Raw genomic sequence first — 20356 nt, forward strand, 5'->3', positions numbered from 1 at the left:
AAAAGATACTTTTTTTGCTGTACAGAGGCTGTAGTCGCAAGGTTTACTGACGCTAATGAGAGCGGCTGCAGGGAAGAACATATGCGTATTTTACTGATCGAAGATGACACATTGATCGGCGACGGCCTGAAAACAGGTCTGAGTAAAATGGGTTTCAGCATCGACTGGTTTACCGAGGGTCGCCAGGGGAAAGAAGCGCTCTACAGCGCCCCTTATGATGCGGTGATCCTCGACCTGACGCTGCCAGGAATCGACGGACGGGACATCTTGCGCGAATGGCGAGCCAACGGGAAGCAGGAGCCAGTGCTGATTCTGACCGCTCGCGACGCGCTGGCGGAACGCGTTGAGGGTCTGCGTCTCGGCGCGGATGACTATCTGTGCAAACCCTTTGCGCTGATCGAAGTTGCCGCCAGACTGGAGGCACTGGTGCGCCGTGCCAGCGGCCAGGCGAGCAACATATTGCGCCATGGCCAGGTGACGCTCGATCCCGGTGCGCTGGTTGCCACGGCGGCAGATGAGCCTTTGTCTCTCAAACCCAAAGAGTTCGCTCTACTGGAACTGCTGATGCGCAATAAGGGTCGCGTCCTGCCCCGCAAACTGATTGAAGAAAAACTGTATACCTGGGACGAAAACGTCTCCAGCAATGCGATTGAGGTACACGTCCATCACTTACGCCGTAAGCTCGGCAGCGACTTTATCCGTACCGTGCATGGCATTGGCTACACCCTGGGTGACGCATGAAACTCACACAACGCCTCAGCCTGCGCGTCAGGCTAACGCTTATTTTTCTGATTCTGGCATCAGCAACCTGGGCCGTTTCGAGCTTTGTAGCCTGGAAGCAGACCACCGATAATGTCGATGAGCTGTTTGATACCCAACTGATGTTGTTCGCCAAGCGGCTCAGCACGCTGGATATCAGCGACGTCACCACCTCAAGCAATATGGCTCGCACGCCGAAGAAGCTCAAGCACGGCCATATTGATGACGACGCGCTGACGTTTGCCATCTTCACCATCGACGGCAAAATGGTATTGCACGATGGCGACAACGGCCAGGACATTCCCTACAGCTACACCCGCGAAGGCTTTACCGATGGCCAACTCAAGGGGGACAACGACGCATGGCGTTTTCTGTGGCTGAATTCCGCTGACGGCAAATACCGCATTGTGGTAGGCCAGGAGTGGGAGTATCGAGAGGATATGGCGCTGTCGATCGTCACCGCCCAGTTAACACCGTGGTTGATTGCGCTGCCGCTGATGTTGCTAATCCTGGTGGTCATGATTAGCCGTGAACTCAGGCCGCTGAAAAAACTGGCGCAGGCTCTGCGCTGGCGCTCACCGGAATCGGAGGAGCCGCTCGACCCGAAAGGTGTGCCAAGCGAAGTACGCCCGTTGGTTGAATCGCTCAATCAGTTGTTTACCCGCACCCATTCCATGATGGTCCGCGAACGGCGCTTCACTTCTGATGCTGCCCACGAGCTGCGCAGCCCGTTGACCGCGCTGAAAGTACAAACAGAAGTGGTGCAACTGTCAGACGACGACCCGCAAACGCGGGAAAAAGCGCTGGTACAGTTGCATGCGGGAATTGAACGCGCCACCCGACTGGTCGATCAGTTACTGACACTTTCACGCCTCGACTCCCTCGACAATCTTCAGGATGTGGCGGAAATCTCGCTGGAGGAGCTTTTGCAATCCGCGGTGATGGATATCTACCATCCAGCCCAGCAGGCGCACATCGACGTGCGTTTGCAGATTAACGCGCATAACATCATGCGCACAGGACAGCCGCTGTTGCTGAGCCTGATGATACGAAATCTGCTGGATAATGCGATCCGCTACAGCCCGCGGGGTAGCATTGTGGAAGTGACGCTCAACGCCCGTAATTTTAGCGTCAAGGATAATGGTCCTGGCGTTGCGCCAGAGGTCCTGACGCACATCGGGGAACGCTTTTATCGTCCACCGGGACAAAGCGTGACCGGCAGCGGTCTCGGCCTATCGATTGTCCGCCGTATCGCAATATTGCATGGAATGTCAGCCTCGTTTGGCAACGCTCCGCAAGGTGGCTTTGAAGCGAAGGTCAGTTGGTAATTGCGTTATTATTGCTCAAATAGCAAAAGACTTTGCACATTTTGCTAATTTCACCGCGTCGCTGGTAGGGGTAAAATCGTCTTCAAACGTATTTCCCTGAGGACACAAAATGAGCAACATTCTGATTATCAATGGTGCGAAAAAATTCGCCCACTCCAACGGTCAGTTAAACGACACCCTGACCGAGGTCGCGGATGGCCTTCTGCGCGACCTCGGGCATGATGTTAAAATCGTGCGCGCCGACAGCGACTATGACATTTCTGATGAAGTACAGAACTTCGTCTGGGCCGATGTGGTTATCTGGCAAATGCCTGGCTGGTGGATGGGTGCGCCGTGGACCGTGAAAAAATACATTGATGACGTGTTTACCGAAGGTCACGGTACGCTGTACGCCAGCGATGGTCGCACGCGTTCAGATGCGTCTAAAAAATACGGCTCCGGTGGGCTGATTCAGGGCAAAAAATACATGCTGTCACTGACCTGGAACGCACCGATGGAAGCTTTTACTGAAAAAGATCAGTTCTTCCATGGCGTTGGCGTTGATGGCGTTTATCTCCCGTTCCATAAAGCAAACCAGTTCCTGGGAATGGAAGCGCTGCCGACCTTTATCACCAATGACGTGATTAAAATGCCGGACGTCCCGCGTTATATCGCAGAATATCGCAAGCATCTGAGCGAAATTTTTGGTTAACTGGTAACCTGGAATTAGAAGGAGTTAACCATGCTTACCGTTATTGCAGAAATCCGTACACGTCCAGGTCAACATCACCGCCAGGCGGTACTGGATCAATTCGCTAAAATCGTTCCAACCGTATTGAAAGAAGAAGGCTGCCACGGCTACGCGCCGATGGTCGATCATGCTGCTGGCGTCAGTTTTCAGACCACAGCCCCGGACTCAATCGTGATGGTTGAACAGTGGGAAAGCATTGCGCATCTTGAAGCGCATTTGCAGACACCGCATATGAAAGCCTATAGCGAAGCCGTGAAAGGCGACGTGCTGGACATGAGTATTCGTATTCTGGAGTCTGGCATTTAAGATTGTCGATTTGCCGGATAACGCCATAAACAGACGTATCCGGCTTATATTGCAATCCTTAGGCCTGGTAAGCCCAGCGCCACCAGGCATTCACAGTCAATTACCCTTCGAGATCCGCCAGGTCGCCTTTCTCCTGCAACCAGTTACGGCGATCTTCAGAACGCTTCTTGGCCAGCAGCATATCCATCATTGCGTTGGTACGCTGATCGTCTTCGTCATCGATGATGAGCTGCACCAGGCGGCGGGTGTTCGGATCCAGCGTGGTTTCACGCAGCTGCATCGGGTTCATTTCACCCAGACCTTTAAAGCGCTGCACGTTCGGCTTGCCTTTCTTGCGTTTTAACTGCTCCAGCACGCCCGCTTTCTCTTCTTCCGTCAGCGCGTAATACACCTCTTTACCGAGGTCGATACGGTATAACGGCGGCAGCGCCACATAGACGTGACCGTGTTTCACCAGCGTACGGAAGTGTTTCACAAACAGCGCGCACAGCAGCGTGGCGATGTGCAAACCATCGGAATCCGCATCCGCCAGAATACAGATCTTACCGTAGCGCAGCTGGCTCAGATCATCACTGTCCGGATCGATGCCGATCGCCACCGAAATATCGTGAACTTCCTGCGAAGCCAACACTTCATCGGAAGAGACTTCCCAGGTGTTGAGGATCTTACCTTTCAGCGGCATGATCGCCTGATATTCACGATCGCGCGCCTGTTTCGCCGATCCGCCCGCCGAGTCACCTTCGACGAGGAACAGTTCGGTGCGATTAAGATCCTGCGCGGTACAGTCCGCCAGTTTCCCCGGCAACGCCGGACCGCTGGTCAACTTCTTACGCACCACTTTTTTCGCGGCCCGCAGACGACGCTGGGCGCTGGAAATCGCCATCTCAGCCAGCAGTTCGGCTGATTGCACGTTCTGGTTCAGCCACAGGCTGAAAGCATCTTTCACCACGCCAGAGACGAATGCCGCGCACTGCCGCGAAGAGAGGCGCTCTTTGGTTTGTCCGGCAAACTGCGGATCCTGCATTTTTACCGACAGCACGTAAGCACAGCGATCCCAGATGTCTTCCGCCGACAGCTTCACGCCACGCGGCAGAATATTGCGGTATTCACAGAACTCGCGCATTGCATCCAGCAGACCCTGACGCAGGCCGTTAACGTGCGTACCGCCCTGCATGGTGGGGATCAGGTTCACATAGCTTTCAGTCAGCAGCTCGCCGCCTTCCGGCAGCCAGAGCAGCGCCCAGTCCACGGTTTCTGTTTCACCGCTGAAATTACCGATAAACGGTTTTTCCGGCAGCGTCGGCAAGCCATTCACCGCTTCGCTCAGATAGTCATTCAGGCCATCCTGGTAGCACCAGCGCTGTTCACTGTTATTGACCTCATCCTTAAAGGTGATCTCAACGCCTGGGCACAGCACCGCTTTGGCTTTCAGTACGTGCGTTAAGCGCGAAACGGAAAAACGTGGGCTGTCAAAGAAGCTGTCATCCGGCCAGAAGTGCACGCTGGTTCCGGTATTGCGTTTACCGCAGGTACCGACAACCTGTAAATCTTGCACCTTATCGCCGTTCTCAAACGCGATGTTGTACACCTGCCCGTCACGGCGCACGTTCACTTCCACACGCTTCGACAGGGCGTTGACCACGGAGATCCCCACCCCATGTAAACCACCAGAGAACTGATAGTTTTTGTTGGAGAACTTACCGCCTGCGTGCAGACGACAGAGGATCAGCTCTACCGCCGGAACGCCCTCTTCAGGGTGAATGTCTACCGGCATGCCGCGGCCATCATCAATAACTTCCAGAGACTGGTCGGCATGTAAAATCACGTCCACGCGTTTTGCGTGGCCCGCCAGTGCTTCATCCACACTGTTATCAATCACTTCCTGTCCAAGATGGTTCGGACGGGTTGTATCGGTGTACATCCCCGGGCGACGGCGTACCGGCTCAAGCCCAGTGAGTACCTCAATGGCATCAGCGTTATAAGTTTGCGTCATGGTTTAAATAAGCAATTCGAATTGATCGTCAGAAACTGTGCAGTCCAAGGAAATCGACAATCGGGTTGAAATAATCTTCGAAGCCCGTGAATGCGTGGTTTCCGCCCTCAATAACTGTCTGGCGGCAGGAGGCGTAATACGCCACCGCCTGGCGGTAGTCCAACACTTCATCGCCCGTTTGTTGAAGCAGCCAGATCAAATCCGGCGCTTCCAGCGGGTCAATCTGCATGACTTTAAGATCGTAAATATGGCGTGACTCTAGCACATATTGCTGCCCCGTGTAGGGGTTCTCGTTTTGACCGAGATAGTCGACCAGCAGTTCATAAGGTCGGACAGCAGGGTTCACCACCACCGCGGGCAGCATAAAACATTGCGACAGCCAGGTGGCGTAATAGCCTCCCAGCGAGGAACCGACAATTCCCAGCGACTCTCCGCCATGTTCGAGAATGATCGATTCCAGCATCTCTGCGGCCTGGGCCGGATACGGTGGCAACTGGGGTACGATCATCTCAACGTGCGGATGATGCTCCGCCAGCCAGTTTTTCAGCAAACATGCCTTCGCCGAACGAGGAGAACTATTAAATCCGTGAAGATAAAGAAGCGTAGACATCAGTAGCCTTCTGAAGCGGTATCAGGGTGGAACCGATTACCCTGCAGACGGCGCACCTGAGTCTGCAACGTCCCGTCAGCAAAAAGCTCCAGCGTCCGCCAGCCTGGGCTGATGGTATCTAACGTGAAGTTGGAACAGTGTGGCTTAAACTGCACACAGGTCGACGGCGTCGCCAGCAGGCGGCGTCCGTTCCAGTCCAAATCCAGTTCCTGATGAATATGCCCACACAACAAATACTTGGCACGAGGATAATTCACCAGCACGTTATCCAGCTCTGCGGCATTACGCAGGCTATGCTGATCGAGCCAGCTACAACCTGCTGGCAGAGGATGATGATGCAGAAGCAGCAAAGTATTGCGCTCAGGCGCATCGGCAAGTTTACGTTCCAGCCATTCGAGCTGAAATTCGCTTAATTCACCGTGGGGAACGCCGAACACCTGGCTGTCCAGCAACAGGATTTGCCACTGTTCACCAATAAAGACGCGTTTAGCGGGTGAGATCCCCGCGTCCTGTAGCGCGCTGTACATTGCCGGCTGAAAATCGTGATTGCCCGGTAGCCAAACGCAGGGCGCACGAAAGCTTGCGATGCCCTCAGCAAAATGCTGATAGGCCGCAGCGGATTGGTCCTGCGCCAAATCACCAGTCGCGACGATCAGGTCGTATTCAGGTGACTCTGCATGTATTGCATCCAGTACGGATTGATAGCTGTCCCAGGTGTTTACACCCAGCAGCGTTTCATGCTTTTCGGCAAACAGGTGAGTGTCTGTAATTTGTAAGATCCTGACTCTGGCCTCACCAGCCAAAGGAAGGGTTAACAGGCTTTCCAAATGGTGTCCTTAGGTTTCACGACGCTAATAAACCGGAATCGCCATCGCTCCATGTGCTAAACAGTACCGTAACCAGTCGGCCAGAAACTGATTAATTTGATGCTTTTCGTCGCGTTGATGCAACTTTTTATTTGGATAATCATACCGCGCTTTGAAGCGAAAGATCTGCTGACTCGAACACACTTCGGCCACCCTCGCGTCATGATACAGGCGGACTGTCAATGACGGCAGGCTCCAGTAAGTGACCGCGGGTGCCGTTTGTTCGATCGCGACAAGCGTAGTGTATCGGGTCGATTCAACGATCGTTAACCGATATTGTGCGTTTGCGACCTGATAGCTCACTGTTTCATCGGCTGCGTCATTACGCGGCAGCAGACGGCGCAATTGCGAATAGTTGGTTTCGCACAGGCGCATCATTTCAGGGAAGTCAGGTGTGTAACGCTTCATTTTTTCCACTCAGTTTTTAACTCTTGATAGTGCAGCTGTAACCATTGCAAGGCGATGACAGAAGCCGCGTTGTCGATTTTCCCCTCTTCAACCCATTGATAAGCCTGCTCCCGGCTCACCACATGAACACGAATATCTTCGTTTTCATCAGCCAGACCGTGGATCCCGCTCGCGGTCGTGGCGTCCACTTCGCCAACTAAAATAGACAGGCGCTCACTGGTGCCGCCAGGGCTTGCCAGATAGCTCAGAACGGGCTTGGTACGTTTAACTTCCAGCCCGGCCTCTTCCATCGCTTCACGACGAGCCACATCCTCAACGGTTTCGCCCTCTTCAATCATTCCAGCCACCATTTCCAGGAGCCACGGGCTTTCGCTGGTATCAAACGCCGCGATACGGATCTGCTCGACCAGAACAACTTCGTCCCGCTCAGGGTCAAAGGGTAGCAAGACTGCCGCGTGTCCGCGCTCAAAAATTTCGCGCTTTACCTCACCGCTCATACCACCGTTAAACAGGCGATGGCGGAACCGATAAAGATCCAGTGAAAAAAAACCGCGGTATAGCGTTTCTCGTGCAATAATTTCTACATCATTTTTAGTGAAAGTCATTGGCAAGTTGTCTGGTTTACGCATTGTGCTGTCCTGAAACCAATAGTGATTAAAATGTGAATTTCAAGGTCGTTTGACTGATGTTTGAACGCCCTTGTGTTAAATTGATGCAAATTAACGCCGTATGGCACGTAACGCCAACTTTTTGAAGTGGCGGATTCTGCTAGAATCAGCAAATATTTTTACAATTTGATCAGCGCTAAATACTGCTTCACAACAAGGAATGCAAATGAAGAAATTGCTCCCCATCCTTATCGGCCTGAGCCTGTCGGGGTTCACTACTTTGAGCCAGGCAGAAAACCTGATGCAGGTTTATCAGCAAGCACGCCTGAGCAACCCGGAATTGCGTAAATCCGCCGCCGATCGCGATGCTGCATTCGAAAAAATTAACGAAGCGCGTAGCCCATTACTGCCGCAACTAGGTTTAGGTGCCGATTACACCTACAGCAATGGCTACCGTGATGCAAATGGCGTCAACTCCAACGCAACCAGCGCGTCATTACAATTGACTCAGACGCTGTTCGACATGTCTAAATGGCGTGCCCTGACGCTGCAAGAAAAAGCAGCAGGCATCCAGGACGTAACGTATCAGACCGATCAGCAAACGCTGATCCTGAATACCGCTACCGCTTATTTTAACGTACTGAACGCGATTGACGTGCTGTCTTACACTCAGGCACAGAAAGATGCGGTCTATCGTCAGTTAGATCAGACCACGCAGCGTTTTAACGTGGGCCTGGTCGCCATCACTGACGTACAGAACGCCCGTTCACAATACGACACCGTGCTGGCGAACGAAGTTACCGCGCGTAATAATCTGGACAACGCGGTAGAACAGCTGCGCCAGGTGACCGGTAACTACTACCCGGAACTGGCTTCGCTGAACGTTGATGGCTTTAAAACCAACAAACCGCAGGCGGTGAACGCGCTGCTGAAAGAAGCAGAAAACCGCAACCTCTCATTATTGCAGGCGCGTTTGAGCCAGGATCTGGCGCGTGAACAGATTCGTCTGGCGCAGGATGGTCACTTACCGACGCTGGGTTTGACCGCCTCTACCGGCGTTTCTGACACCTCCTACAGCGGGTCGAAAACCAACACCTCCCAGTACGACGACAGCAACATGGGCCAGAACAAAATTGGTCTGAACTTCTCGCTGCCGCTGTACCAGGGCGGGATGGTTAACTCGCAGGTGAAACAAGCGCAGTACAACTTTGTTGGCGCGAGCGAACAACTGGAAAGCGCGCACCGCAGCGTGGTGCAAACCGTGCGTTCTTCGTTCAACAACATTAATGCTTCTATCAGTAGCATTAACGCGTACAAACAAGCGGTTGTCTCTGCCCAAAGCTCTTTAGATGCGATGGAAGCAGGCTATTCCGTAGGTACCCGTACCATCGTGGATGTGTTGGATGCCACCACCACGCTGTACAACGCCAAGCAGCAACTGGCGAATGCGCGTTATACCTATCTTATCAACCAGCTTAACGTCAAATCTGCGCTCGGTACGCTGAACGAGCAGGATCTGGTGGCGCTGAACAATACGCTGGGTAAACCGATCCCGACTTCTCCGGATAACGTAGCGCCGCAAAATCCGCAGCAAGATGCCGCTGTGAATGACTTTAACAGCAACGGCAATATGCCTGCGGCTCAACCAACGGCTGCACGTTCAACCAGCAGCAACGGTAACAACCCGTTCCGTAACTGATGCTGATGACGGGGCTTCGGCCCCGTCTGAACGTAAGGCAACGTAAAGATCCGCCCCTTCTTCCGCATTCTCGCCTCTTCCCGCTTCAATTTCGACCAGTCATCCTCTATTCTGAGCAGAGTTACCACTGGGTCCTGGAAGACATAAATGAAACGGACAAAATCTATACATCACGCCTCGTTCCGCAAAAGCTGGAGCGCGCGCCACCTGACTCCTGTCGCTCTGGCAGTTACCGCTGTTTTTATGCTCGCGGGCTGTGAAAAGAGTGACGAAACGGTTTCGCTTTATCAGAACGCGGACGACTGCTCTGCAGCTAATCCGGGTAAAAGCGCCGAATGTACCACCGCGTTTAACAATGCGCTGAAAGAAGCTGAACGCACCGCGCCAAAATACGCCACTCGCGAAGACTGTATCGCTGAATTCGGCGAAGGCCAGTGCCAACAGGCACCTGCACAAGCGGGCATGGCGCCGACCGGTGAAGGCCAGGCTCAGGCGCAGAATCAAAGCAGCGGCAGCTTCTGGATGCCGCTGATGGCAGGCTATATGATGGGCCGCATGATGGGTGGCGGTATGGGCGCTCAGCAGCCGCTGTTCAGCTCGAAAAATCCGGCCAGCCCGGCATACGGCAAATATACGGATGCCGGCGGCAAAAACTACGGCGCCGCAACGCCGGGTCGCACCATGACCGTACCGAAAACCGCCATGGCGCCGAAACCGGCTACCACCTCTACCGTAACCCGCGGCGGATTTGGCGAATCTGTGGCTAAACAGAGCACCATGCAGCGTAGCGCAAGCGGTACTACCACTCGTTCAATGGGCGGCTGATCGTCATGGAAAGAGTCAGTATTGTTGAGCGCCCGGACTGGCGCGATAAAGCCACCGAATACGGTTTCAACTTTCACACTATGTACGGCGAGCCGTACTGGTGTGAGGATGCGTATTATAAGCTCACGCTTGCTCAGGTCGAAAAGCTGGAAGAGGTCACCGCAGAGCTGCATCAAATGTGCCTCAAAGTGGTGGAAAGGGTCATCGCCAGCGATGAGCTGATGACCAAGTTTCGCATTCCGAAGCATACCTGGGGCTTTGTCCGCCAGTCCTGGCAGACACAGCAACCGTCGCTCTATTCGCGTCTCGATCTGGCGTGGGACGGCACGGGCGAGCCTAAGCTGTTAGAAAACAACGCCGATACGCCAACCTCTCTGTACGAAGCTGCGTTTTTCCAGTGGATCTGGCTGGAAGACCAACTCAATGCAGGCAACCTGCCGGAAGGCAGCGATCAATTCAACAGTCTGCAGGAAAAGCTGATCGAGCGTTTCGCCGAGCTGCGTGAGCAGTATGGTTTTCAGTTGCTACATCTGACCTGTTGTCGCGATACGGTGGAAGACCGCGGAACGATCCAGTATCTGCAGGATTGCGCTGCCGAAGCTGAAATCGCCACTGAATTCCTCTATGTCGAAGATATTGGTCTTGGTGAAAAAGGTCAGTTCACGGATATGCAGGATCAGGTCATTGCTAACCTGTTCAAGCTCTATCCGTGGGAATTCATGCTGCGCGAAATGTTCTCCACTAAGCTGGAAGACGCTGGCGTTCGCTGGCTGGAACCAGCCTGGAAGAGCATCATCTCCAACAAAGCGTTATTACCGCTGTTGTGGGAAATGTTCCCGGATCATCCGAATCTGCTGCCTGCGTATTTCGCCGAAGATGACTATCCTCAGATGGATAAATTCGTCGTAAAGCCGATCTTCTCACGTGAAGGCGCGAACGTTTCCATTATCGAAAACGGTAAAACGATCGAAGCAGTGGAAGGGCCGTACGGCGAAGAAGGTATGATCGTGCAGCAATTCCATCAGCTACCGAAGTTTGGCGACAGCTATATGTTGATCGGCAGCTGGCTAATCAACGATCAACCAGCTGGCATTGGCATTCGCGAAGACCGCGCGTTGATCACGCAGGATCTCTCGCGTTTCTATCCGCATATTTTTGTCGAATGACTGAGAGTGCCGGGTGGTGGCTGCGTCTTACCCGGCCTACAGCATGAACTGTAGGCTCGATAAGCGCAGCGCCATCGGGCATTTATCATCCGACCTGCACCGACAACATACTCAAACTTCCCATCTCAATCCCGTCAACAGGAATAGTCACCGGCTCTTTGCCGTCCCAGGCACCTAATACATACAGCAGCGGCAGATAGTGATCCGGTGTCGGGTTCGATAACGATCCCCCTTCATGATCGAGATAGTTCACCAGCGGGTGCTGTTCAACCGGTCCCTGCCATGTCAGGTTTGCTTTAACATATTCGTTGAATGAGGTCGCCCACGGATATGGCGTGTTCTCACCGTGCCAACGCGCAGTGCGCAGGTTATGCACCACGTTGCCGCTGGCTACCAGCATAATGCCCTCATCACGCAGTGCCGCCAGCTTGCGGCCAATTTCAAAATGCCAGGCCGCAGGTTTGGTACTGTCAATGCTCAGCTGCACCATCGGAATATCCGCATGCGGGTACATCTTGATCAGCACGCCCCATGAACCGTGGTCAAAACCCCACGCCTCTTTGTCTAAGGTAACGGGCACCGGGGCCAGCAAGTCAACCAAATGCTGCGCCAGTTCCGGTGATCCAGGAGCCGGGTAATGGGTGTCATACAGCGCCTGCGGAAAACCGCCAAAATCGTGGATCGTTTTAGGCGCTTCCATCGCCGTCACGCCCGTGCCACGAGTGAACCAATGCGCCGAGACCACCACAATGGCTTTCGGGCGCGGCAACGTTTCCCCCAGTTGCTGCCAGGCGCGGGTATAAACGTTATCTTCCAGAACATTCATCGGGCTACCGTGACCCAAAAACAATGCTGGCATACGAGTTGAAGACATGATGATATCCTTACTGAGGGAGTCATTTTGATACCACCACAATACGCTTATTCGGCTGATGAAGAACTCAGATAACCATGATGAAGATCATCAGTTATTTTGACGATCCGACCCGGACAGCAGATTGATAAGGAGTTTTATTTGTCGATGTCAGTACCTTTACTTCTGACTTTACTGGCAGGCGCCGCCACGTTTATCGGCGCATTTCTCGGCGTGTTAGGGCAAAAACCCTCCAACCGCGTGCTCGCCTTTTCGTTAGGCTTCGCCGCAGGGATTATGTTACTGATCTCACTGATGGAGATGCTCCCAGCCGCACTGGCTGCTGAAGGCATGTCGCCGGTATTGGGCTACGGAATGTTTATCGTTGGCTTACTGGGATACTTTGGCCTGGACCGCCTATTGCCGCACGCGCACCCTCAGGATCTGGTACAGAAAACCACGCGGCCACTGCCCGGCTCCATTAAACGTACCGCGATTTTATTAACGCTCGGCATTAGCCTGCACAACTTCCCGGAAGGGATAGCGACGTTTGTTACCGCCAGCAGCAACCTCGAGCTGGGCTTTGGTATTGCCCTTGCCGTCGCATTACACAATATTCCTGAAGGATTAGCCGTTGCGGGTCCAGTCTATGCAGCCACGGGCTCCAAACGTACGGCGATATTCTGGGCCGGGATCTCGGGCATGGCGGAAATCCTGGGTAGCGTACTGGCGTGGTTAATTCTGGGGAGCCTGATCTCGCCGGTAGTGATGGCGGCAATAATGGCAGCAGTCGCAGGAATTATGGTAGCGCTGTCCGTCGATGAGCTAATGCCGTTGGCAAAAGAGATCGACCCGAATAATAATCCCAGCTATGGGGTACTTTGTGGAATGTCGGTGATGGGGTTAAGTCTTGTCATCCTCCAGTCCATGGGGATCGGCTAATTCAGAGGGCGGATGCCACCCTGCTAATTTACAGCATCCGCTCATCCATAGCAGAACGTGAAGGACTATTCCTGTTCCTTAACCGCGCTGTTATCTTCGCCAGAACGACGAAAGAGTTTGTTTCGCGCCTCGAGTAATGCATCCCGGTCTTGCCGAAATGCCCGACAATAACGCTTCATATGGCAATAATAACCAACTGCAACGAGTGCAATTAATACAATCCAGTACCAGGCGATAAACATTCTTTTACCCTTAAAATTTAACATCATTAAACATTTAACGTTAAAATTTTACACAACCTTATTCTTACATACTCCTATAGTGGCATATTCCAGAAACAAATATATGATTTCGATCATATAAACCAGCAGCTATGCAAATAGTTGACACCGTTATAAAAAATAAAACAATGTCGACAAGATCACACTGCGCAATAATAAATATTGCCCTTAAAATAACGCACTCATACCATCCAAAAAATAATAAAAATTAGCGCCTGCAAAATAATACACCACATCAATATTAATATATTCACCATAAAAGTAGCATCGGCAATACCATTTTTTATTATATTCACATCGTAAAAACATAATATATTCAGCACTGTTATATCTAAAGATAATATAAGGAGATATATCCATGTTTACACAGTACCGAAAAACACTTCTAGCCGGAACGCTTGCACTGACGTTTGGCTTTGTCGCAGGTAATTCATTTGCCGCAGGTTTCCAACCAGCCCAGCCCGCAGGAAAATTGGGTGCGATAGTCGTTGACCCATACGGAAACGCCCCTCTTACCGCACTGGTTGAATTAGATAGTCATGTTATTTCGGATGTTAAAGTTACCGTTCATGGTAAAGGTGAAAAAGGAGTCCCAATTACCTATACCGTCGGCAAAGAATCCCTCGCCACCTACGATGGGGTTCCTATTTTTGGCCTTTATCAAAAGTTCGCTAATAAGGTCACTGTTGAATATAAAGAAAATGGCAAGGCCATCAAGGAAGATTACGTGGTGCAAACATCTGCCATCGTTAATCACTACATGGATAACCGTTCTATTTCCGATTTACAGCAAACAAACGTTATTAAGGTCGCACCTGGCTTTGAAGACCGTCTCTATCTGGTGAATACCCACACCTTTACCGCGCAGGGCGCAGAATTCCACTGGCATGGTGAAAAAGATAAAAATGCCGGTATCCTGGATGCAGGTCCGGCCGGTGGCGCATTACCCTTTGATATCGCACCCTTTACCTTTGTCGTTGATACGGAAGGCGAATATCGTTGGTGGCTGGATCAGGACACTTTCTATGACGGTCATGACATGGATATCAACAAGCGCGGTTACCTGATGGGCATACGGGAGACACCGCGCGGCACCTTCACCGCCGTACAGGGCCAGCACTGGTATGAATTCGATATGATGGGCCAGATTCTGGCCGACCATAAGCTGCCGCGCGGATTCCTCGACGCATCGCATGAGTCCGTCGAAACGGTGAACGGCACCGTACTGCTTCGCGTGGGTAAACGGGACTATCGCAAGGAAGATGGCATTCATGTTCAAACTATCCGCGACCAGATTATTGAAGTCGACAAATCCGGTCGTGTTGTTGACGTGTGGGATCTGACAAAAATTCTCGATCCGATGCGTGATGCACTGCTGGGTGCGTTAGATGCAGGCGCGGTATGCGTCAACGTGGACCTCGCTCATGCCGGCCAGCAAGCAAAACTGGAGCCAGATACCCCCTACGGTGATGCCCTCGGCGTGGGTGCGGGTCGTAACTGGGCGCACGTTAACTCCATCGCCTTTGACGCCAAAGATGACGCCATCATTATCTCTTCCCGCCATCAGGGGGTTGTCAAAATCGGTCGCGATAAACAGGTGAAGTGGATCCTTGCACCGTCTAAAGGCTGGAATAAGGCGCTGGCAAGCAAGCTGTTAAAACCGGTTGATGATAAAGGCAACGCACTGAAATGTGATGAAAATGGCAAGTGTGAGAATACCGATTTCGATTTTACCTACACCCAGCACACCGCATGGCTCTCCAGCAAAGGAACGCTTACCATTTTTGACAACGGCGATGGCCGCGGACTCGAACAACCAGCGTTACCAACGATGAAATACTCCCGTTTCGTCGAATATAAAATTGACGAGAAAAAAGGGACCGTTCAGCAAATTTGGGAGTACGGAAAAGAGCGCGGTTATGATTTTTATAGCCCTATCACCTCGGTTATCGAATATCAAAAAGATCGCGACACCATGTTTGGCTTTGGTGGTTCGATTAATTTATTTGACGTTGGACAACCAACCATCGGCAAAATCAACGAAATTGACTACAAAACAAAAGAAGTCAAAGTCGAAATTAATGTCCTGTCCGATAAGCCAAATCAAACTCACTACCGTGCATTGCTGGTTCATCCACGCCAAATGTTTAAATAATTAGATTAAGGATTAATTATGTCATCTAAATGGATCACTTCATTATTTAAAAGCGTGGTATTAACCGCCGCGCTGGCCTCACCGTTTGCAGCATCAGCGTTTACTGAAGGCACTGATTATATGGTTCTGGAAAAACCAATTCCCAATGCTGATAAGACGTTGATCAAAGTATTCAGTTACGCCTGCCCATTTTGCTACAAATATGATAAAGCCGTGACAGGGCCCGTGTCAGACAAAGTCGCCGATGTCGTTACTTTCACTCCGTTTCATCTGGAAACCAAAGGGGACTACGGTAAGCAGGCCAGTGAAATCTTTGCCGTAATGATTGCCAGGGACATGGCTGCAGGTATTTCATTGTTTGACGCCAAATCACAGTTTAAAAAAGCCAAGTTTGCTTATTACGCCGCCTACCACGATAAGAAAGAGCGCTGGTCAGAGGGTAAAGATCCCGCCTCATTCATCAAAACAGGGTTGGATGCAGCGGGCATGAGCCAGGCTGATTTTGACGCGGCATTGAAGGATCCTGCCGTCCAGCAAACGCTGGAGAAATGGAAAGCAGCATATGATGTCGCCAAAATCCAGGGCGTTCCGGCTTACGTCGTCAATGGTAAATACCTGATCTACACCAAAAATATCAAATCTATTGATTCCATGGCTGAGCTTGTCAGAGAGCTCGCGAAAAAATAAACAGGGACCCGGCTATGGCTTTCATAAAAGGATCGTGGCGAGACTTATGTAATACACCGGTTGATACCCTGGTGAGATGGCAGGAACAGCGCTTTCTGTGGCTGTTGATGGCTTGCGCAATGGGTGGATTGATTATTCTGGCGCACTCGTTCTTCCAAATCTATCTCTACATGGCCCCCTGCGAGCAATGTGTCTACATTCGTTTTGCCATGCTGGTGATGGTTTTTGGCGGATTGATTGCGGCAATCAACCCCAAAAATGTTGTTCTGAAGCTCATCGGTTGTATCGCGGCATTTTACGGCAGCATCATGGGCATTAAGTTCTCCATTAAACTTAACGGCATTCATTATGCTGTACATAACCCGGACCCGGATTCACTGTTTGGCGTACAGGGATGTTCCACCGATCCGACATTCCCTTTCAATTTGCCTCTGGCCAACTGGGCACCGGAGTGGTTTAAACCCACAGGAGATTGCGGCTATGACGCTCCCATCGTTCCCGACGGCGTGGCGCTCAGCAGTACGCAAAAGTGGTTTGTCGATCTGTACCAGCAGTCAGAAGGCTGGTATCTGATCCCGCCTTGGCATTTTATGAACATGGCGCAGGCCTGTTTGTTGGCCTTTAGTTTGTGCTTACTGTTGCTCGTCATTATGAGCGGCGCATGGGCATTAAAGCGGGTGAGAACCAAATAATCGGAGCAAGAAACAAAAAAACCGAAGCCTGGAAGATGGCTTCGGTTTTTATACTTACCGCGACTAACGTGGTAATTTGCGATTAGCTGGCTTTGCGCTCATGCGCCTGGCGGTAAGCCACCAGGTCTTCGATAGTAACTACCGCCATATTATGCTTGCCGGCAAATTCGATACATTCTGGCGCACGCGCCATGGTGCCATCGTCATTGGTCAGTTCGCACAGCACGCCTGCCGGTTTAAACCCTGCCAGCGTCATCAGGTCGATGGTTGCTTCAGTATGACCACCGCGGGTCAACACGCCACCTGCCTGAGCACGCAGCGGGAAAACGTGCCCCGGACGGTTAAGATCGGAAGGTTTAGCGCCATCCTGAATTGCCGCACGCACCGTAGTAACACGGTCCGCAGCGGAAACGCCGGTGGTCACGCCTTCTGCGGCTTCAATGGTCACGGTAAAACCGGTACCGTAAGCGCTGGTGTTATTTTCCACCATCATTGGCAGATCGAGCTGTTTACGTCGGTCTTCAGTGATGCACAGGCATACAATACCGCTGCCGTGACGAATGGTCAGAGCCATCTGTTCAACCGTCATGGTTTCTGCCGGGAAAATCATATCGCCTTCGTTTTCACGATCTTCGTCGTCAAGCACCATCACACCGCGTCCTTCACGCAGCGCAGACAGCGCAAGTTCAACACGTTCGAAAGGCGTACCAAAAGAGGAAAGTAGCGTCTGATTCATGGTAAAAAAACCTCACTAAAATTATGGTTACCAGAATCAGGGCAGTCTTAGGAGTACCGTCTAAGCGGCAAAAAAATAACGTGAGCGGGTCCATGCCCGACTGGATCGTTACTCTCTCCCATCCGGACTCTAACCGTCGGCCCCGGAATTACACCGGATCTGCTGACCTTTGAGTTTGCACCCAAAGCGCTCGCGGGCTTTCAACCTGAGTTGATTTACCGCCGGTGGGGAATTTCGCCCCGCCCTGAGAATAAGCGGGTTAACTATAACGCTATTGATTACCTTCATCAACGCCTTTGCTCGTCTTAGCTTCACACAATTCTGGTTTATGCCTGTGCCAGTTCGCACTACAATAGGCAACAACACGTACCAGTTCAGGGAAACCACAATGATTGACCCGAAAAAAATTGAGCAGATTGCTCGTCAGGTTCACGAGTCGATGCCGAAAGGGATCCGCGAGTTTGGCGAAGACGTCGAGAAGAAAATTCGTCAAACGCTGCAGTCACAGCTGACCCGTCTGGATCTGGTAAGCCGTGAAGAGTTTGATGTACAGACTCAGGTTTTGCTGCGTACCCGTGAAAAGCTGGCGCTGCTTGAGCAACGTCTGACTGAGCTGGAATCGCGTGAAAAAACGGCAGAAGTTAAACCTGCTCCCGCGATCCCGTCAGTCGATCCGCAAGAGTAAAAACGACAACGGGCCGCAAGGCCCGTTTTTTCTGTTAGTGTTCCAGTTCTAGCTTCCTGGCCTCCGTCGCCTGCTGGCAGTACAGCGCATAGCGTTTGCAAAACCAGCTACGATGTTCTTCATCCATATTCCCAGTTATCGCCTGGATATCTACGGGATGGCCCTCAGCTTGCATCCTGGCAAAACTACGGGCCAGGAAATCGAAATTGTTCATTGAATACATATTGCTGTTCATGAGCATACCCTCCAGTTATTGAATATCTGTTAAGGCCATATGCTTTTTCTAATTTCAGTATTTCCCTGGATGCGAAGTTATTCTGTACATATTGTGCGCAAACCCACTGCGCTGGTTCACAGTTTCCCACGAAATCTAAGAGGGGTCGGATTTAAGGTCAGCGTGACGCACGCTTATTGTAACGTCATGTAAAAGTAAATCGGGGGGAGAAATCCCCTCTCCCCTTATTCCTTTACTCTGGGTTGAAGAAAACAGCAGCATCAATAGCAAGAAACGTATCGAATCCAAAAGTTCGATACGTTTCCAGCATTTGTTATTTATCGCTGTCTTTTTGGATCTTCTTGATGATATTGGTCGTTGAGCAGCCATCTTCAAAGTTCAGCACCAGCACTTCTCCGCCGTTCGCCCACACTTCTTTGCTGCCCGCAATATCTTCCGGCTTATAGTCGCCGCCTTTTACCAGCAGATCCGGCAGGATGCCGGCAATCAGACGCTGTGGTGTGTCTTCTTCAAAAGAGACCACCCAGTCGACGGCTTCCAGCGCGCCCAGCACGATCATGCGCTGTTCCAGCGGGTTGACCGGACGCGTTTCGCCTTTCAGACGTTTGGTCGAAGCATCGCTGTTTACCGCCACGATCAGACGATCGCCCAGCTTGCGCGCATTCGCCAGATAGGAAACGTGGCCCGCATGCAGGATGTCGAACACGCCGTTGGTCATCACCACTTTCTCACCGCGCTTGCGGGCGCTGGCTACGGCCTGTTTCAGCTCAGACTCGCTCATCACGCCAAAGCCAGTGTCGGCCCGACCGCGCACGGCGTTTTCCAGTTCAATCGGGGAAACGGTGGAAGTCCCCAGTTTACCGACGACAACACCCGCTGCGGCATTAGCAAAATAGCACGCCTCTTCCAGAGTGTTCCCCGCCGCCAGCGTCGCAGCCAGCACGCCGATCACCGTATCGCCCGCCCCCGTCACGTCATACACTTCCTGCGCCTGCGTCGGCATATGCAGTGGCGATTTGCCCGGTTGCAGCAGCGTCATACCCTGTTCGGAACGCGTGATCAGCAGCGCAGAAAGGTCGAAATCTGCAATCACTTTCATGCCGCGCTCAACCAGTTCATCTTCGCTTTTGCACTTACCGGCCACCGCTTCAAATTCAGACAAATTCGGCGTCAGCAGCGTTGCGCCCCGATAGCGTTCAAAATCGGTCCCTTTCGGATCGATAAGCACCGGCACCCCAGCCTTACGCGCCAGAGCAATCATCTGCTGCACGCTTGCCAGCGCGCCTTTGGCGTAATCGGAGAGCACCAAAGCGCCAATGGAGCCCAGAGCCTGGTTAATACGCTCATGCAGTGGCTGCGGATCCACGCCTTCAAAACCTTCTTCGAAATCCAGGCGAATCAGCTGCTGGTTGCGGGAAAGCACGCGCAGTTTGGTGATCGTCGGATGAGTTGGCACAGAAACGAAGTCACATTTTACGTTCACATCCGCCAGCGTTTTGCTCAGCGCACGCGCCGCGTCGTCAATCCCAGTCAGGCCCACCAGACGCGAATTCGCTCCCAGAGAGGCAATGTTCATCGCCACGTTTGCTGCGCCACCGGGACGTTCTTCAATGGTATCAACCTTCACCACCGGAACCGGCGCTTCAGGTGAAATACGGCTGGTAGGACCGTACCAGTAGCGATCTAGCATCACATCACCGACAACCATGACTCCTGCACGTTCAAACTCTGGCAGCGTTACTTTCATTCCTGTCTCCTGAGAGATTCTCTGAGGGTCTTAAAATTTGCGCGC

22 protein-coding genes and 1 riboswitch are annotated in these 20356 nt (G+C 52.1%); of the genes, 12 read left to right on the plus strand and 10 right to left on the minus strand.

What is annotated here, in order from left to right:
* Positions 1-81: 81 nt before the first annotated feature.
* The 4 genes from qseB to WC7_RS05815 all read left to right on the plus strand — a co-directional run bounded on the left by qseB (position 82) and on the right by WC7_RS05815 (position 3123).
* Positions 82-741 (plus strand): quorum sensing response regulator transcription factor QseB, encoded by a 660-nt coding sequence (gene qseB / locus WC7_RS05830; protein ID WP_016154512.1) that lies wholly within the window; start codon positions 82-84, stop codon positions 739-741.
* Complete coding sequence (qseC, locus tag WC7_RS05825; RefSeq protein WP_016154513.1) at positions 738-2087, plus strand: quorum sensing histidine kinase QseC; 1350 nt, start codon at positions 738-740, stop codon at positions 2085-2087. The genes qseB and qseC overlap by 4 nt, the downstream gene beginning before the upstream one ends.
* A 109-nt stretch (positions 2088-2196) precedes the next feature.
* Positions 2197-2778 (plus strand): NAD(P)H-dependent oxidoreductase, encoded by a 582-nt coding sequence (locus tag WC7_RS05820; protein WP_016154514.1) that lies wholly within the window; start codon positions 2197-2199, stop codon positions 2776-2778.
* A gap of 30 nt (positions 2779-2808) precedes the next feature.
* The gene (locus WC7_RS05815; RefSeq protein ID WP_016154515.1) at positions 2809-3123 is read left to right on the plus strand and encodes a putative quinol monooxygenase; all 315 of its coding nucleotides are present in this window, start codon (positions 2809-2811) and stop codon (positions 3121-3123) included.
* Between the two features lie 100 nt (positions 3124-3223).
* On the opposite strand, the gene parE is transcribed toward WC7_RS05815, so the two are convergent.
* From parE to nudF, 5 genes are read right to left on the minus strand one after another with little or no spacing between them, the layout of a single operon-like run.
* The gene (parE, locus tag WC7_RS05810; protein ID WP_016154516.1) at positions 3224-5116 is read right to left on the minus strand and encodes a DNA topoisomerase IV subunit B; all 1893 of its coding nucleotides are present in this window, start codon (positions 5114-5116) and stop codon (positions 3224-3226) included.
* A gap of 28 nt (positions 5117-5144) precedes the next feature.
* On the minus strand, positions 5145-5726 hold the full coding sequence (yqiA, locus tag WC7_RS05805; RefSeq protein ID WP_003024575.1) for an esterase YqiA: 582 nt from the start codon (positions 5724-5726) through the stop codon (positions 5145-5147).
* A complete protein-coding gene (gene cpdA / locus WC7_RS05800) occupies positions 5726-6553 on the minus strand; it encodes a 3',5'-cyclic-AMP phosphodiesterase (RefSeq protein ID WP_016154517.1) in 828 nt (275 codons plus the stop codon). The genes yqiA and cpdA overlap by 1 nt, the downstream gene beginning before the upstream one ends.
* 24 nt (positions 6554-6577) lie before the next feature.
* A complete protein-coding gene (locus tag WC7_RS05795) occupies positions 6578-7000 on the minus strand; it encodes a DUF1249 family protein (protein WP_016154518.1) in 423 nt (140 codons plus the stop codon).
* Positions 6997-7629: an ADP-ribose diphosphatase gene (gene nudF / locus WC7_RS05790; RefSeq protein ID WP_016154519.1), complete on the minus strand. Its 633-nt coding sequence runs from the start codon at positions 7627-7629 to the stop codon at positions 6997-6999. The genes WC7_RS05795 and nudF overlap by 4 nt, the downstream gene beginning before the upstream one ends.
* 199 nt (positions 7630-7828) lie before the next feature.
* Between nudF and tolC the strand changes: the two genes are divergently transcribed.
* The 3 genes from tolC (at position 7829) to WC7_RS05775 (ending at position 11298) form a co-directional block, all read left to right on the plus strand.
* The gene (gene tolC, locus WC7_RS05785; RefSeq protein WP_137367411.1) at positions 7829-9307 is read left to right on the plus strand and encodes an outer membrane channel protein TolC; all 1479 of its coding nucleotides are present in this window, start codon (positions 7829-7831) and stop codon (positions 9305-9307) included.
* Between the two features lie 147 nt (positions 9308-9454).
* On the plus strand, positions 9455-10132 hold the full coding sequence (locus WC7_RS05780) for a DUF1190 family protein (protein WP_016154521.1): 678 nt from the start codon (positions 9455-9457) through the stop codon (positions 10130-10132).
* Between the two features lie 5 nt (positions 10133-10137).
* Positions 10138-11298 carry a glutathionylspermidine synthase family protein gene (locus WC7_RS05775; protein ID WP_016154522.1) on the plus strand — a complete coding sequence of 387 codons (1161 nt, stop codon included), beginning with the start codon at positions 10138-10140 and terminating at the stop codon, positions 11296-11298.
* An 85-nt stretch (positions 11299-11383) separates the two neighbouring features.
* Here the strand turns inward: WC7_RS05775 and ygiD are convergent, their stop codons facing one another.
* Complete coding sequence (ygiD, locus tag WC7_RS05770) at positions 11384-12172, minus strand: 4,5-DOPA-extradiol-dioxygenase (protein WP_016154523.1); 789 nt, start codon at positions 12170-12172, stop codon at positions 11384-11386.
* A gap of 147 nt (positions 12173-12319) precedes the next feature.
* Between ygiD and zupT the strand changes: the two genes are divergently transcribed.
* Positions 12320-13093, plus strand: coding sequence for a zinc transporter ZupT (gene zupT / locus WC7_RS05765; protein WP_016154524.1), 774 nt, complete (start codon positions 12320-12322; stop codon positions 13091-13093).
* Between the two features lie 65 nt (positions 13094-13158).
* On the opposite strand, the gene WC7_RS25965 is transcribed toward zupT, so the two are convergent.
* Positions 13159-13335 (minus strand): hypothetical protein, encoded by a 177-nt coding sequence (locus tag WC7_RS25965; protein WP_016154525.1) that lies wholly within the window; start codon positions 13333-13335, stop codon positions 13159-13161.
* Positions 13336-13732: 397 nt separating this feature from the next.
* On the opposite strand from WC7_RS25965, the gene WC7_RS05760 reads away from it, so the two are divergent.
* The 3 genes from WC7_RS05760 to dsbI are packed head-to-tail and all read left to right on the plus strand — an operon-like array spanning position 13733 to position 16908.
* Positions 13733-15529, plus strand: a complete 1797-nt coding sequence (locus WC7_RS05760; RefSeq protein ID WP_016154526.1) for an aryl-sulfate sulfotransferase — start codon at positions 13733-13735, stop codon at positions 15527-15529.
* A gap of 18 nt (positions 15530-15547) precedes the next feature.
* Entirely contained in the window at positions 15548-16216 is a 669-nt protein-coding gene (locus WC7_RS05755; RefSeq protein WP_016154527.1) for a thiol:disulfide interchange protein DsbA/DsbL, read from the plus strand.
* Between the two features lie 14 nt (positions 16217-16230).
* Positions 16231-16908 (plus strand): protein-disulfide oxidoreductase DsbI, encoded by a 678-nt coding sequence (dsbI, locus tag WC7_RS05750; protein ID WP_016154528.1) that lies wholly within the window; start codon positions 16231-16233, stop codon positions 16906-16908.
* Between the two features lie 82 nt (positions 16909-16990).
* Here the strand turns inward: dsbI and ribB are convergent, their stop codons facing one another.
* Entirely contained in the window at positions 16991-17644 is a 654-nt protein-coding gene (gene ribB / locus WC7_RS05745) for a 3,4-dihydroxy-2-butanone-4-phosphate synthase (protein WP_016154529.1), read from the minus strand.
* Between the two features lie 106 nt (positions 17645-17750).
* Positions 17751-17900: riboswitch (FMN riboswitch) on the minus strand.
* A 132-nt stretch (positions 17901-18032) separates the two neighbouring features.
* On the opposite strand from ribB, the gene ubiK reads away from it, so the two are divergent.
* Positions 18033-18329, plus strand: coding sequence for a ubiquinone biosynthesis accessory factor UbiK (gene ubiK / locus WC7_RS05740; protein WP_003024618.1), 297 nt, complete (start codon positions 18033-18035; stop codon positions 18327-18329).
* Between the two features lie 34 nt (positions 18330-18363).
* Here the strand turns inward: ubiK and glgS are convergent, their stop codons facing one another.
* Both glgS and hldE read right to left on the minus strand, forming a co-directional pair.
* The gene (glgS, locus tag WC7_RS05735; RefSeq protein WP_019077704.1) at positions 18364-18570 is read right to left on the minus strand and encodes a cell surface composition regulator GlgS; all 207 of its coding nucleotides are present in this window, start codon (positions 18568-18570) and stop codon (positions 18364-18366) included.
* A gap of 307 nt (positions 18571-18877) precedes the next feature.
* A complete protein-coding gene (hldE, locus tag WC7_RS05730; RefSeq protein ID WP_016154530.1) occupies positions 18878-20311 on the minus strand; it encodes a bifunctional D-glycero-beta-D-manno-heptose-7-phosphate kinase/D-glycero-beta-D-manno-heptose 1-phosphate adenylyltransferase HldE in 1434 nt (477 codons plus the stop codon).
* Positions 20312-20356 lie beyond the last annotated feature (45 nt).

It is taken from the genome of Citrobacter sp. KTE151 (assembly GCF_000398845.1).
Taxonomy (GTDB): domain Bacteria; phylum Pseudomonadota; class Gammaproteobacteria; order Enterobacterales; family Enterobacteriaceae; genus Citrobacter; species Citrobacter braakii.